General features: G+C 66.0%; 13 protein-coding genes. All 13 read left to right on the top strand.

The genetic code is table 11. The annotated features are described in order from the left end of the window. Positions 1-501: 501 nt before the first annotated feature. From U5S82_18655 to U5S82_18595, 13 genes are read left to right on the top strand one after another with little or no spacing between them, the layout of a single operon-like run. Positions 502-1,755: an ISL3 family transposase gene (locus tag U5S82_18655; protein MDZ7753604.1), complete on the top strand. Its 1,254-nt coding sequence runs from the start codon at positions 502-504 to the stop codon at positions 1,753-1,755. Positions 1,756-1,767: 12 nt separating this feature from the next. Then, complete coding sequence (locus U5S82_18650; protein MDZ7753603.1) at positions 1,768-2,571, top strand: prepilin-type N-terminal cleavage/methylation domain-containing protein; 804 nt, start codon at positions 1,768-1,770, stop codon at positions 2,569-2,571. A gap of 4 nt (positions 2,572-2,575) precedes the next feature. Continuing rightward, complete coding sequence (locus tag U5S82_18645; protein MDZ7753602.1) at positions 2,576-3,184, top strand: hypothetical protein; 609 nt, start codon at positions 2,576-2,578, stop codon at positions 3,182-3,184. Next, positions 3,181-4,389, top strand: a complete 1,209-nt coding sequence (locus U5S82_18640; GenBank protein ID MDZ7753601.1) for a prepilin-type N-terminal cleavage/methylation domain-containing protein — start codon at positions 3,181-3,183, stop codon at positions 4,387-4,389. Before U5S82_18645 ends, U5S82_18640 begins: the two co-directional genes overlap by 4 nt. 6 nt (positions 4,390-4,395) lie before the next feature. Beyond that, positions 4,396-5,463 (top strand): hypothetical protein, encoded by a 1,068-nt coding sequence (locus tag U5S82_18635; GenBank protein MDZ7753600.1) that lies wholly within the window; start codon positions 4,396-4,398, stop codon positions 5,461-5,463. Then, on the top strand, positions 5,460-6,167 hold the full coding sequence (locus U5S82_18630; protein ID MDZ7753599.1) for a hypothetical protein: 708 nt from the start codon (positions 5,460-5,462) through the stop codon (positions 6,165-6,167). Before U5S82_18635 ends, U5S82_18630 begins: the two co-directional genes overlap by 4 nt. Continuing rightward, positions 6,164-6,835 (top strand): hypothetical protein, encoded by a 672-nt coding sequence (locus U5S82_18625; GenBank protein MDZ7753598.1) that lies wholly within the window; start codon positions 6,164-6,166, stop codon positions 6,833-6,835. The genes U5S82_18630 and U5S82_18625 overlap by 4 nt, the downstream gene beginning before the upstream one ends. Positions 6,836-6,840: 5 nt before the next feature. Then, a complete protein-coding gene (locus U5S82_18620) occupies positions 6,841-7,926 on the top strand; it encodes a PilT/PilU family type 4a pilus ATPase (GenBank protein ID MDZ7753597.1) in 1,086 nt (361 codons plus the stop codon). Further along, positions 7,926-8,429, top strand: a complete 504-nt coding sequence (locus tag U5S82_18615) for a hypothetical protein (GenBank protein ID MDZ7753596.1) — start codon at positions 7,926-7,928, stop codon at positions 8,427-8,429. The genes U5S82_18620 and U5S82_18615 overlap by 1 nt, the downstream gene beginning before the upstream one ends. After that, positions 8,375-9,556 (top strand): GspE/PulE family protein, encoded by a 1,182-nt coding sequence (locus U5S82_18610; protein ID MDZ7753595.1) that lies wholly within the window; start codon positions 8,375-8,377, stop codon positions 9,554-9,556. Before U5S82_18615 ends, U5S82_18610 begins: the two co-directional genes overlap by 55 nt. Position 9,557: 1 nt before the next feature. Next, positions 9,558-10,799, top strand: a complete 1,242-nt coding sequence (locus U5S82_18605) for a type II secretion system F family protein (GenBank protein ID MDZ7753594.1) — start codon at positions 9,558-9,560, stop codon at positions 10,797-10,799. 4 nt (positions 10,800-10,803) lie between these two features. Further along, entirely contained in the window at positions 10,804-11,439 is a 636-nt protein-coding gene (locus tag U5S82_18600) for a hypothetical protein (protein ID MDZ7753593.1), read from the top strand. Positions 11,440-11,457: 18 nt separating this feature from the next. Continuing rightward, positions 11,458-13,422: a type II secretory pathway, component PulD gene (locus tag U5S82_18595; protein ID MDZ7753592.1), complete on the top strand. Its 1,965-nt coding sequence runs from the start codon at positions 11,458-11,460 to the stop codon at positions 13,420-13,422. Positions 13,423-13,499: the final 77 nt, after the last annotated feature.

Below are 13,499 nucleotides of genomic sequence, written 5' to 3'. Positions count from 1 at the left end.
TTTTCCATTCCCAACGGGCCGGCCGGTTCGCCGGCCGGCCCCCTTTCGATGCCTGCGATCAGTCCACCGGCGGCCGTGCCGCGCCAGTGGCCTGATCGGAGCCTTCGACAAAGGCGATAAACCAAGGCAAGAGACGTCACGGGGACGGTACATGCCAGGCGCCGGCGCGACAGACCGCCGGCCACAACCACGTACCGCCGGGCCGACAGTCCCGGGGTACGCACGATGGGCACGCCATGACGGGTATCGCAGGCGAACAGCACGCCTGCGCGACGCGCCGGGCCGGCCTGTCCCACCCTCCCCACGCGTCCCGCGCCGCCCAGGTAACGGGAAGCCAGACCATGCAACACATGGCTCTTCAGGAAAATTTGTGGGTAAAAACGTAGATAACTAGCACTCCAGGGATGCAAATTTAGATTTTATTAGGGGAAGCGCATCCTGCTCCCTAACTCTGAGATGATGGAAGTACGACCAACCGTCAATCAGAAAAAAGGAGCGAGGATGCAAGTCAAGACTATCCTTAATCGAGTCCAGAAATTCAAATCTTTTGTGTACGGCGCCATCCGTTGGGTAGATGGCACGGAGGTGCCGACAATCGAGGCCGAACTCCACCCTCGCGGTAATGGGCGGCCGGAGTGCTCGAGGTGCGGCCGGCGCAGGCCGGGTTACGACACATTGCCGGTTCGAAGATTTGAGTTTATTCCGGTGTGGGGTATTAAGGTGTTTTTTCTCTATGCGCCACGCCGCGTCGACTGTCCAAGCTGTGGCATCGTGGTGGAGCGGATGCCTTGGGCCGAAGGCAAACATCGCCTGACCGAGGCCTATGCCTGGTTTCTGGCGAGCTGGGCCAAACGCCTGAGCTGGAAGGAAGTCGCTGAAGCCTTTCGCACCAGTTGGGACCATGTGTTCTGCTCGGTCGAGATGGCTGTCACCTGGGGCCGGGAACATAGAGACCTGTCGGGCATTAAAGCTATTGGTATCGATGAGATCCAATGGCAGAGGGGCCACAAGTACCTCACGCTGGTTTACCAGATCGACGTTGGCTGTAAACGGTTGCTGTGGATCGGCAAGAAACGGAAGGTCAAAACTTTGTTGGGATTCTTCCGGTGGCTTGGCAAGGAACGAACCGCCGATTTGCGCTATATCTGCAGCGATATGTGGAAGCCCTACCTGAGGGTGATCGCCAAGAAGGCGGGAGGTGCACTCCACATCCTGGACCGGTTCCACATCATGGCGCACTTGAGTAAAGCGATCGATGAGGTGCGGGCCGGGGAGGCCAAGGAGCTGAAGAAAAGAGGCTACGATCCGGTACTGACGAAGACCCGCTGGCTGCTGCTCAAGCGTCCGGAGAATCTGACGGAGAAACAGGAGACCAAACTGGCGGATCTGCTGCAGTACAATTTGAAGTCGGTCAGAAGCTATCTGCTCAAAGAGGAGTTTCAGCTCTTCTGGTCGTATCAGTCGCCCTATTGGGCCGGTGAGTTCCTGGATAAGTGGTGTACGAAAACGATGCGTTCCAAGATTGAGCCGATGAAGAAGGTGGCCCGCATGCTGAGAAACCATCGGCCCCTGCTGCTGAACTGGTTCCGGGCAAAAAAGCAGTTTTCGAGCGGCATTGTCGAAGGTTTCAATAACAAAGCGAAACTGACCACCAGAAAAGCATATGGCTTCAGGACTTATCATGCGGCAGAAATCGCTTTATATCATGCGCTTGGAGCATTACCTGTCCCGGAAACCGCCCACGAATTTTTCTGACGAGGCCAACACATAAACACCTTCGCTCCATCCACCGGGAGGACTCACCCCCCGTGCCCCGGCGCGCCGCACGCCCGGCGCGGCTACAGCCTGCTGGAACTGCTGGCGGTGGTGGCCATCCTGGCCACGGTGGCCTTCGTCGCCACCGGCACCATGACCGGCGTCAACGAGGACGCCCAGGCCAAGCTGGTGCGTGCCGAGATGATGGAACTCGCCAAGGCGATGGACCAGTTTCGCCAGGACACCGGTTACTACCCGAAGCAGGGGCCGTTCGATCTGGATACGGCCACGCCCCCGGGCGCCGTGCCAATCGACAGTCTCCCATCCTACGCGGGCACCAACAACGCCGAAAGGCAACGCTGGTTCTACTCGCCAGCCAACCTGGAGCAGCTCTGGGTCAATCCGCTCTATGGGACCGAACACCGGCTGGAGACCTGGGATGCGAACAGCGGTCGCGGCTGGCGCGGACCTTACCTGAGGGGTTTCGAGGATGGGTTCGTCGATATCCGTGATGACATCAACGATGGTACCGCGGCCGGCGACCCCTCGGGCGACCCTCTGGCCGGTGACAACATCCCCGATGTTCCGGGGCTCGCCGATCCCTTCGAAGGACGGGCCGTCAACGTGGGTGGCAACACCCTGCTGGATTGGCGTGCGGACCCGGGGGGCAGCGAACGCGAGTACTGGGGCCGACCCTTCCTGGTGTTCGGTCTGGTGTTCGGTCTCGACGACAGCCCGTCGATCGTCAGCATGGGACGCAACGGGACGTACGAGCCCGGCGGCGGCGGCGACGACGTGATCCTGAACCTGGAGTAATGCGATGTTCACACCCCTATTCGCTGGCCGCGTGACCCGCGGCGTCTTCTTCGCCAGCCTCACGGTGGTCTTCGTCGCCGGGGCCGTGCTCGCCTACGACGCCGCGACCTCCAGGCCGACACCCCAAGCCGCTGTCGTGCCCGATGCCACTGCCGAGCCCACGCCCGATGCCGCTGCCTTTAAGCACGTCGACATCGACCGCTTCGTGGCCGCGGAGCGTCCGATCAAAGAAGGCACCACCTCCCTGCTGCCGCCGGCACCCATCCGCTTCGTCGCCAGGGTCAAGCAACATCCGCACCCGCGCAAGGCCGAGTACCTGTATCGGGTGCTGGCATTCTTCCCGATGGATCCCAGGCCCGAGGTCAACCACCGCATGTTCGTGACCACCCCCGGCGGCCACATCATGCCCGTCTACGTCGAGGAGCGGACGGCCGCGGCGATCAGGGACGGGCTGGGGGAGGAAGGCCGGCGCGTCGCCTTCCACGGCTACCACATGTACAACTACTCCAAGGGACCGGCGATCCTCGTGACCGGGTACTCCACCGACGTTGGCCCTCGCCCCCCGGGCGCGGACCAATCCGGCGGGACCACCCCCGGCGGGACCACCCGATGAACACGCCCCCGAGCCTGCCGCACCGTTGCGCCGGCATGACCCTGCTGGAACTGCTGCTGGTGGTGACCATTCTCTCGGCGGTGGCCTTCATGACCCTGTCGCAGGTGACCGACAACACCGGCCAGGTGCGCTACGAGGACACCAGGACACGCCTTACTGCATTGCTCAGGGGCATCGTGGGGCACTCGGACCCTGTGTTCAACGGCCAACGACTTCTCTCTGGTTATGCGGCAGACAATGGCCTTATTCCCAATGACGCGGCTCCCCCGGGGCAATCAGTCGAGACATTGATCGCGGAAGCCACCCGGATCGACAACACCGATACCTACGACGAATGCGGCGATGGCTTGGCAACGGCTGCATGCATGGACCGCTACCGCGCTTTGGAACCGATCTTTGACCCGGTCCCTGATGCCGCCGGTTACAACGATGGCACCGGCGAAGGCCCACTCGATGAACCCGGAGAGACGTTGCAAAAGGGTTGGCGCGGTCCCTACCTTCCCCTGTCACCGGGTGTAACGGGTGTAGCACTCACCTTTAGCGACGGCTGGGGCAATACCGGCGCGGCGCCCGATCATGGATGGCAAGTGACGAACCCGGGAGGCGGCCCCGCAGGCATCGACCTGGAAATCGCCAGTCTCGGCCGCGACGGGGCACCGGACAGCACGGAGCCGCCCTATGACGACGATCTTAAAATCGTCATCGACAGCACGGACTGGCGCGTACTGACGCGCGACTGGCCGGTCGTTGTGACCAACCGCACGGGGACACCCATCGCGTATGCAGGCACCGAGTGCCTGAGACTCGCCTTATTGGTCTACCGCAACCAGATCACCGACGGCACCAATGGTCGCTGGCGCCGCTTGACCTCTGAGTGCCTCGCAACGCCCATTGCCGACGGGGACTCGGCTATGGCGGTGTTCACCGAAAATCACTATGAAGGGGGTACGGCACCGGATTACGCGACCCTCGATACGAACGTGCCGCAGGGCGAACACCCGTTGCTTCTCATCGTAGACAACGATGCAACCACCAAACACACGACTGGTGGTACTCAGGCCTCCTACCGCTGCACCTTGGCGGGGACGGGATTCCCGGCCACCAGCATCGGCCCATGCCCGCCCGACAGCGGCCGCATCACCAGGCGGGTCCAGCTCTTCGCGGGGACGAGCCTGCCCAACGTCGAGATCGTTTTGGACCACTGAACGCAGATGAAAAACCCCATCACCATCCTCAACAACATCCAGCTCGGCAAACCGAACAACCTGCTGGTGCTGCACCACGACGGCTACACCCTTGAAGGCGCGGTCGTGCATGCCGGCCTGATGGACCAGGAGGTCCAGGCCAGCGGCGCGTCCCGCGCCCTCGACTGGGTGACCGCGGTGGGCGAGGTGCTGGAACGGATCCGCTCGGCCGGGGTGAAGAAGCCGCCGCGCAAGGCCATCCTGGTCAGTGGCTCGGCGCTGTCGGCCTTGCTCGACCTGCCGGTCAACCCGGAGCGGCCGCGTCCGCCCGAGCAGATGCGCGAACTGGTGCGCTGGGAACTCGAGCCCCTGTTCGCCCAGCACCACGAGCGCTGGTGCATCGGCTCGCTGCTGATGGGCCGTGGCTACCTGACGCAGCAGCAACGCGCCGAGGTGATGCGCGAGGCCCTGGCGCGCAACGCGGCCTCGAACAACCGCCTGACCGTTCGCTTCGGCGAGGTCGCGCAGAACCTGGGGCATGTCAAACGCGCCCACATCGACGAGGGCCTGGCGCTGCAGGAAAAGCTGGTCCAGCTCGACGACGAGGTCTTCTGCGGCTGGGCGGCGCAGCGTATGCCCGAGGATTTCGAGATCGACGACGAGGCCCCGCGCTACCCGTGGCTGGCCAGCGGCATCGGCGACGGCCTGCGCCGGCAGTGGGTCAAGGCCTGCCAGCGCAACAAGCTGTATCTCACCGCCATTTACCCCGCCCTCGGCTGTGGTTTCGGGACCCTGGAGCACACCGAGAACCGCGAAGAGCTGTATATCGATGTCCACCAGGAGCAAGTGGCCGTATTGCGCGGCCTGCCCGGGGCCCTGCGCGCCTACCGGGTGGAAAACACCCATGACGGCGCGCCCGCGCCCGAGCAGATCGCCGGCCTGTGCCAGGAAGAGCTGCGCCCGGATATCGGCCGCGTCCTCCTCAACGCCCCCCCGGCCACCTTCGAGACCCTCGCGCCGCTGCTGGCGGAACGCCTCGATAGATCCGTGGTGAATCCGGTCGAGGCCCATGGCCCCCAGGACAAGGCCGCATGAAGAAACAACCCGTCACGGGCGGCATCGCCCCGCACCACCGGGGCGGCATCCTGACCGCCAGCCGGCACGCCATGGGGCGTGCCGAATCCCAGGGCGCGGCGCCGCTGCAGGCACAGCCGCCACCGCCGCCCCTGTGGAGGCGCACCGACCTGTTGCCTTATGCCTTCGCCGTGGTGGTGGTGCTCGGGCTGGCGGGGCTCGAGGTGTCGATGCGGATCCAGACGCACCTGAGCGCACAACGGCTGGTGGAGCTGGACGCCGAGTTCGAGGAGCGGGTACGCCTGGCCAACACCGCGCAGGCCGTCACCTCCGAGAGCAGGCGGATCGCCGCAGAGGTCGACACCCTGGACGCCGAGGTCGACACCCTGCAGCGGCGCAAGCACGCCCTCGACCGGCTGCTGCAACGCCGGCAATCGGCGCCCGGCATGCTCGAGGCGATGCGGGATGCGGTCACCGACGAGGTGATGCTCGACCGCTTTGTCCATGACCGCAAGGACGACACCCTGTACTACGTCTCGGCCTGGGCCCTGACCAATACCGCCGGGCAGCTGTTCATCAACAATCTGGGGCGACATCTCCAGCCCTGGGGTTTGCGCGTACAGGACCACCGCATCAGCACCGGCACCAACCGCTTCAACGGTCGCGGTTACGAGATCGAGGTGTGGCTGCAACAGGCACGGCAGCAAGGGGGAGACGAGACATGACAGGCACGGCCTTCATGCAGCGCTGGAGGTCCCTGTCCTTCCGCGAGCGCATCACCTGGATCATCGTCCTCACCATGCTGCCGGCGGGACTCTACGGAATGTTGCTGTATCCCCAGACCTTCAAGGAGATGGAGCATGCCGAGAACATGGTCAAGCGCAAGCAGAACCGCATCGAGCTGAGGGCGTCGGAGATACCCGAATTGGACACCGACACCGCCGGCCTGACGACCCGCTTGAAGTCACTGGAGCAGAGCCGCGAGACCCTGAAGGCCGAATTGGCGGCACTGGAGGCGCGCTTCGCGGCCGCAGGCGACGCCAGCGAGCAGGCCCTGCTGCTCGACATCTCGGCCCTGGCTCAGCGTGCCGGCCTCACCGTCCACAGCCAGGGCAGCGCCGCCGACAACAGCACCGCCGGTTCGGGCCAGCAGCCGGCAAAGCGGCGCGATCACCTCTCGAAGCGGCCGATCGTGACTCTGCGGGTCCACGGCGGCTACTGGGAACTGCTGGACTTCCTCGAGGGCCTGAAACGCCTCGACCGCCTCAGCGCGCCCATCGGGCTGCAGATCGTGCCCGCGGAGACCCCACCGCCCGGCTCTGCCGACACGGACGGGCAGACCACGCCCGCCCTGCGCAGCACCCTGGACGTCACCCTGACCCTGACCCTGTGAACGCGATGCAAGCCGCCGAACACCTCGACCAATTGCTGCGCCGACTCGTGGAACAGGGTGCCTCCGATCTGCATCTGAGTTGCGGCGCCCCGCCCTGCCTGCGGATCCACGGCGAGCTGCGACGCCTGGACGACGTCGCACTCGCGCCGGACAGCATCCACGGCATGCTGCAGCATATCTGCAGCCCGTCGCAATGGCAGGAGTTCGCCGAGCGGCGCACCGTCGACATCGGTTACGGCACGCCGGATGGCGAACGCTTTCGCATCAATGCCTATTGCGAACTCGGTCGCCCCGCCCTCGCGGCACGGCACCTCGACCAGCGCATGCTGTCGCTGCAGGAACTGCGCCTGCCGCCGGCGCTCGGCGCCCTGGCCAGCCTGCGCGCCGGCCTGGTGCTGGTGACCGGCACCACCGGCAGCGGCAAATCGACCACGCTCGCCGCGCTGATCGACCAGATCAACCGCAGCCGCGCCTGCCATATCCTCACCATCGAGGACCCGGTGGAGTTCGTCCATCCCCCCAAGCGGGCATTGGTCCACCACCGCGAACTGTACGCCGACGTGCCGAGCTTCGCCGAGGCCGTGCGCGCCGCGCTGCGGGAAGACCCGGACGTCATCCTGGTGGGCGAGATGCGGGACATCGAGACCATGCGCGCCGCCCTGACGGCGGCGGAAACCGGGCACCTGGTGTTCTCGACGCTGCATACCGGCGAGGCCATCGGCTGTATAGAGCGCCTGGTGGGCAGCTTCCCCGGTGACGAACAGGAGGTCGCCCGTCACCGCATCGGCATGGCCCTGCGCGCGGTGATTGCGCAGCAGCTGATACCGGTCGGCGACGATCGCGGGCGGGTGCCGGCCATCGAGATCCTGATGGTCAATCCGGCGGTCGCCAACCTCATCGCCAGCAGCAAGACCCGGCAGATCTTCTCGGTGATGGAGACCGGCAGCGGCGAGGGTATGCAGACCTTCGACCAGTCCCTCTCGAGCCTGGTCCGCGACCGCCTGCTGAGCAGCGAAGAGGCGCTGGCGCACTGCCACGATGCAACCGCGATGGCGGGGCTGCTGAATCGCAACGGCCGGAGGAACACCTGATGGCGGTGACCGAGGCGACGCTGATCAATGCGGGCGTGCAGGCCGGGCTGGTTGAAGCCGAGAGCATCGCAGGGCTCAAACTGCTGGCGCGCCGCGAACGTATTCGCCTGATCGAGGCGGTGATGCGCGCCGGCCGCTTCCCCGAGGCCGCACTCTACCAGGCACTGGCCGATCTGCGCGGCATCACCTTCCTGCTGCCGAAGGACCTGCGCCCGGACCCCGACGCCATGGAGAAACTGCCCAGGAACGTGCTGCTGCGGCGCGCGATGTTGCCGGTGCGGCGCCCGACGGCTCCCTGTGCCTCGCCCTCGACGACCCCGACGACCAGACGAGTCTCGAGATGGCGCAGCGCGCGACCGGTCTGCGGTTCGAACTCGGCCTGGCCGCGCCGGAGGCACTGCGCGCCGCGGTCCGGCGCTGGACGCGCGCCCACTCCCCCGGGAGCGAGGTGGAAAACGTGGTCGGCGAGGCCGATGCGACCGGACTGCTCGACGACATCATGAAGGACGCCCACCTGCGCCGCGCCACCGACGTGCACTTCGAGCCCGAGAAACTCGGCTACCGCATCCGCCTGCGGGTCGACGGCCACATGCAGGAGTTCAAACGGCCCCTCGGCGAGGCCGAGGGCGACGCCGTGGTCACCCGCATCAAGGTGCTGGCCAACCTGGACATCGCCGAACAGCGCCTGCCCCAGGACGGCGGCATGACCTACCAGATCCAGCAGTGGGAGGTGCCACCGAACGACATCCGCATCGCCACCGTGCCGACCCGTTGGGGTGAGCGCGTCACGCTGCGCCTGCTCGGCCAGGGCACCGGTGGCTTCAACCTGAGCCAACTGGGCATGCCGGAGTTCATCCTCGCGCCCTTCCAGGCCGCACTCGACCGCCCCCACGGGATCATCCTGGTCACCGGCCCCACCGGCAGCGGCAAGTCGACGACGCTGTATGCCGCGTTGCGCGAACTCGACACCGACGAACTCAACGTCCTGACCGTCGAGGACCCCATCGAACAGGTGATCGAAGGGATCTCCCAGGTCCAGGTGAGCACCAAGGTCGGCTTCGCCCAGGCCTTGCGCTCGTTCCTGCGTCACGACCCCGACGTGATCCTGGTGGGTGAGATCCGCGATCTGGATACGGCCGAAACGGCCCTCAAGGCCGCAATGACCGGCCATCTGGTGCTGTCGACCCTGCACACCAACGATGCGGTCAGCGCCATCACCCGTCTCGCGGACATCGGCGTACCGCCCTACCTCATCGGTTCGACGCTGATCGGTGTGATGGCCCAACGGCTGGTGCGCAGGCTGTGCCCGCACTGCCGCGAGCCCGTGCCGCCGGAGATGGATACGCCGCCGGTCCGTGGTGCGCCGGACCTGGGTGTCGCCCCCTACCGGCCGAAGGGCTGCCCCCTGTGCCTGGGCACCGGCTACCTCGGCCGGGTCGGCCTCTACGAGTCGCTGTGGATCGACCCCGCGCTGGGCGAGATGGTCGCCGCCGGGGCGCGCGAGGACGAGCTGCGCCGCGCGGCCGGGGAGCGCTATCACACCTTGCTCCAGGACGGCCGCGAGAAGATCGGCGCGGGTCTGACCAGCCGCGCCGAAGTACAACACCTGATCATCGCGGCGGGCGGCTGAGATGGCACTCTACTCCTATGTCGCCCTGGACCAGCGTGGCCAGGAGCAGAGCGGCGAGCTCGAGGCCGCCAGCCCACGGGAAGCCGCGACGGCGCTGCGCAACCAGGCCGTATACGTCGTTTCGGTCACGGCGGGCGGGGGTGGCGCCGGCTCGGGGCGACGCCGCGGCTGGCGGGGATGGCTGGAATTGCTGTCGCTACGCCGCTACCTGCCGGTACGCCCGCTGGATCTGGTATTCCTGTTCCACCAGCTCGCGTTGATGTTGCGTTCCGGGCATACCGTGGTGCAGGCGCTGGACGCCAACCGTGAGATGGCGTCCAAGCTGCGGCTGCGCCAGGCCCTGGGCGCCCTGAGCGCACGACATCCAGGGGGCGCCAGTCTGTCACGATCCATGGCGGCACAGAAAGGTCTGTTTCCGCCCCAGGTCAGCAAACTGCTCGAGGCCGGCGAGCGCAGCGGTGAGATCGACAACATCCTCGATCGCCTCGCCGAGGACCTCGAGCGCCGCCAGGACGTCAAGCGCCAGCTCACCACGGCGCTGACTTATCCCGCCATCGTCTTTTTCATGGCCCTGGGGGTATCGATCGCGCTGGTGGGCTGGGTGATCCCGCGCTTTGCCGGCTTCCTCAGCAGTCGTGGCGTCGACCTGCCGCCGATCACGCGGTTCCTGCTCGATCTCGCCACCTGGTTCGAGACCTGGGGGGGCACCGTGGGCGCCACACTATTGCTTGCCCTGCTCGCCGTGTTCATCGCCGCGACGACGCATCGCGGGGCGCGCCTGATGGACGCCGTACTGGTGCGCACGCCCGTCATCGGCAAGGTCATTCTCGCCTCCGGCCTCGCCCAGGCGACCTGGACCATGGCCATGCAGCTGCGCAGCGGCATCTCGCTGCTCGCCTCCCTGCGCATCACCCGTGATGTCACGAGCAACCGGGCGCTGGGCGAGGCCTTCGGCCAAGCCGGTGACGAGATCCTCAGCGGGCGGCCCCTGTCGGCCGCCCTGCGGCGGCCGCCGATCCCGCAGCTGGTCAGCCACATGGCGGCCATCGGCGAGCGCAGCGGCGAACTCGATGCCGTCATGGAAAGCCTCGGCGAGTTCTACCGCAAGGACCTCCAGGCGCGGGTCAAGGCCTTGGCCGCCTGGGTCGAACCGCTCCTGATCCTGATCGTCGGCGGCATGGTCGCGGTGGTCTATCTGGCCTTTTTCCAGGCCGCTCTCAAGGTATCGACCGGTGGGATGTAAGCCGATGAAAAGAAACCCCGTCAACAACCCCGTGGTGCTCGGGGCATTGGCAGCGTTGGTGGCGGGCAGTGCCGGCGCCCAAACCGGTCTCCTCCAGGACAAGTCGCTGCTGGAAAGCCTCCAGACCATCGACGGCTACTATAGCCAGGTACGCGAGAAGCTGGGCGATCCGGGCACCGACACCGCCCCGCCTGTGCCCGATGAACATCCCGCCAAAGACACCCCGGCCGGCGTAACCCTGGCACCGCCACGCCGGGACTTCGACAGCGTATTCCGCACCCGCCCCATGGAGGGCCGCCGCGACGGGTACCGGGAGGGGCGGCGCAATCCCTTCGCACCGACATCCCTCATCCTCGCCGCCATCGAGCGTCGCGGCGGCAGCGCCGCCAACCTGGCCCTGCAACCGGCGCGCCAGGCGATAGCAATTCCCCGCATGCACCTGCGCGGCCTCGTCAATGACGGCACGGATCTGGCGGCGCTGCTGGAGATCGAGAATGCCGGCATCTACATCGTCCGCGAAGGCGACACGGTGGGGCTGTACGAAATGGGCTCCAACGCGGTGATCCGGGTGCGTGAGATAAACCGGCTCAATCTGGTGGTCGAGGCCGGCTCCCTGGGCCAACTCTTCATCGTGCGCTGAAAGACGGGGACTCCCGACATGCACAAAGCCATACCCCTCATCGCCCTGGCCCTTGCCGGTGTCATGTTGATTCAACTGCCCAATGCTTCCCATGCCGGCGAACGCCGCACCTTTCTCGCCAAGGCGGACCCCGCCAGGAACGGATTGGGGCATATCGAAGAACTCGAGTTCAAGGACACCCGGGTTCGCGATGCGATCCGGGTCATTTCCGAACTGACCGGCATAAACATCACTGCCACGAGCGAAGCCGGCAGCCGCACCTTCACGCTCTTTCTGCGCAACATTCAGGTGGCTGATGCCATAGACAGCATCGCGCGGGTAGCCGGCATCTGGTACCGCCACAACAGCGAGACCGACATCTACACGGTGATGACCACCGAAGAGTACTTCAAGGACATCATCGTATTCCGGGAGGAACGGACACGGGTCTTCACGACGAGGTACCAGAACGTGGTCACGATTGCGCGCACCATCGAGGCGATGTTCGGCACGGACCGGGTGGAGGCGGACCTGCAGCCGGACTTCGACGATGATCTGGAGGTGCCAGGCGCCACACTGGATAGCACCGGCGGCGTTTCCGGCACCGGGGGCTCGAGACGGACGAGTCGCGATAATCGGCGTTTCGATCGCACGTCGCGGCGGGTCGGTAACGACACTGGCCGGGTGGCGCGACGCGGCGCAGACCCCAAGGAAGACATCGGCGAACTCACGACCGGGCAGATCGCCATGCTCGAACGCGCCCAGGCCGGGCCCAACGACCAATCGCTGGTGGTCTCCGAGGAGACCCTGGCCAGCGTGCGCAACCGCAACAACGTCCCGATCTTCGTTTCCATCAACCGCGAGCACAACCTGCTGTTCGTGCGCACCGCCGACGAGCAGGCGATGGAAGAGGTCGAGCGTATCGTCCGTGAGTCCGACCGCCCCACGCCCCAGGTGCTGCTGGAGATGAAGGTGATGTCCATCGAACTCGGCGACGATACCTTCAGGTCCTCCTTCGACTTCAGCTACACGGGCGGCGGCGACAGCACCGGCCCGCGGGACGGTCAGGCCCCGAATGCCCTGAATCCATCGGCTGCAACCGGTCCCAACGCCCTGCTGGGACTGGTGGGCGCGGGGCTCAAGGACACCAGCAGCCTGGTGTTCCAAGTGATGAACGAGCACGTGCGGGCGCGCCTGCAGTTGCTCGACAGCGAAGGCCGCGTGAACATCCTGGCCACGCCGATGCTGCTCGCTTCCAACAACCGGCCGGCGAAGATCTTCATCGGTGAGCAGACGGTGCTGACCACCGGATTCTCGCAACAGTTCACCGGCACCGGTGGTGGCAACAACACCTTCGTCGGCACGCCCGTACCCGTGACCGAAGTAGTCGAGGTCGGCAACACGCTGACGATCCTGCCGAGCATCAACGCCGATCGCACCGTGCTGATGCGCCTGCTGCAGGAGGCCTCCACGGTCAACCCCAACGGCGGCCAGATCCCGGTGGTGGGCAACGGCATCGTCACGAATGTGCCCATCGACACCATCGACACCTCGACCATCGAGGGCACCGCGATGGCGAAAGACGGCCTGACCGTGATGATCGGCGGCATGATCACCCGCTCCTCCTCCGACGTCGTGAAGAAGGTCCCCCTCCTCGGCGATCTGCCGGTGATGGGGGCGCTGTTCCGCGACACCGAGCGCACCGACAACAAGCGGGAACTGGTCCTGCTGATTACGCCCCACGTCTTTACCACACCCGAGGAGGCCGAGGCGGTATCGCGCCAGCGCGTCGATACCCTGACGGAGCATCCTCACGCCTTAGACATCTACCTGCACGAACTCGACCGCTCGCGCGCCCGGGCGGGCCCGCCGCAGGGCGGCGGGAAGGGTGCCGCCGGCGGCACCCGAGCGGCTGCCCGGGGCGGCAGCGGCGACGCCGGCGCACGTCCGCGACGAGCCGGACCAGGCGTTCGACGTGGACGAGTGGTGACAGGCCTGCCATGAGTACGCACGGGTGTAACACGCACGCCGGGATGGCTCCCCGCAACCGGCATTCTGACCCGCAGCTGGCGATACCGGTT

The sequence above is a fragment of the Gammaproteobacteria bacterium genome (genome assembly GCA_034522055.1).
Lineage (GTDB): Bacteria > Pseudomonadota > Gammaproteobacteria > JAABTG01 > JAABTG01 > JAABTG01.
Note: the sequence above shows the minus strand (reverse complement) of the source record. Positions and strands in the feature narration are given on the sequence as shown.

Bases quoted from the DNA above. Each gene is read 5' to 3' on its own strand.
- U5S82_18630 (MDZ7753599.1), top strand. From the start codon at position 5,460: ATGAAGAAACAACCCGTCACGGGCGGCATCGCCCCGCACCACCGGGGC.
- U5S82_18620 (MDZ7753597.1), top strand. From the start codon at position 6,841: ATGCAAGCCGCCGAACACCTCGACCAATTGCTGCGCCGACTCGTGGAA.
- U5S82_18625 (MDZ7753598.1), top strand. From the start codon at position 6,164: ATGACAGGCACGGCCTTCATGCAGCGCTGGAGGTCCCTGTCCTTCCGC.
- U5S82_18600 (MDZ7753593.1), top strand. From the start codon at position 10,804: ATGAAAAGAAACCCCGTCAACAACCCCGTGGTGCTCGGGGCATTGGCA.
- U5S82_18655 (MDZ7753604.1), top strand. From the start codon at position 502: ATGCAAGTCAAGACTATCCTTAATCGAGTCCAGAAATTCAAATCTTTT.
- U5S82_18595 (MDZ7753592.1), top strand. From the start codon at position 11,458: ATGCACAAAGCCATACCCCTCATCGCCCTGGCCCTTGCCGGTGTCATG.
- U5S82_18645 (MDZ7753602.1), top strand. From the start codon at position 2,576: ATGTTCACACCCCTATTCGCTGGCCGCGTGACCCGCGGCGTCTTCTTC.
- U5S82_18635 (MDZ7753600.1), top strand. From the start codon at position 4,396: ATGAAAAACCCCATCACCATCCTCAACAACATCCAGCTCGGCAAACCG.
- U5S82_18605 (MDZ7753594.1), top strand. From the start codon at position 9,558: ATGGCACTCTACTCCTATGTCGCCCTGGACCAGCGTGGCCAGGAGCAG.
- U5S82_18640 (MDZ7753601.1), top strand. From the start codon at position 3,181: ATGAACACGCCCCCGAGCCTGCCGCACCGTTGCGCCGGCATGACCCTG.
- U5S82_18615 (MDZ7753596.1), top strand. From the start codon at position 7,926: ATGGCGGTGACCGAGGCGACGCTGATCAATGCGGGCGTGCAGGCCGGG.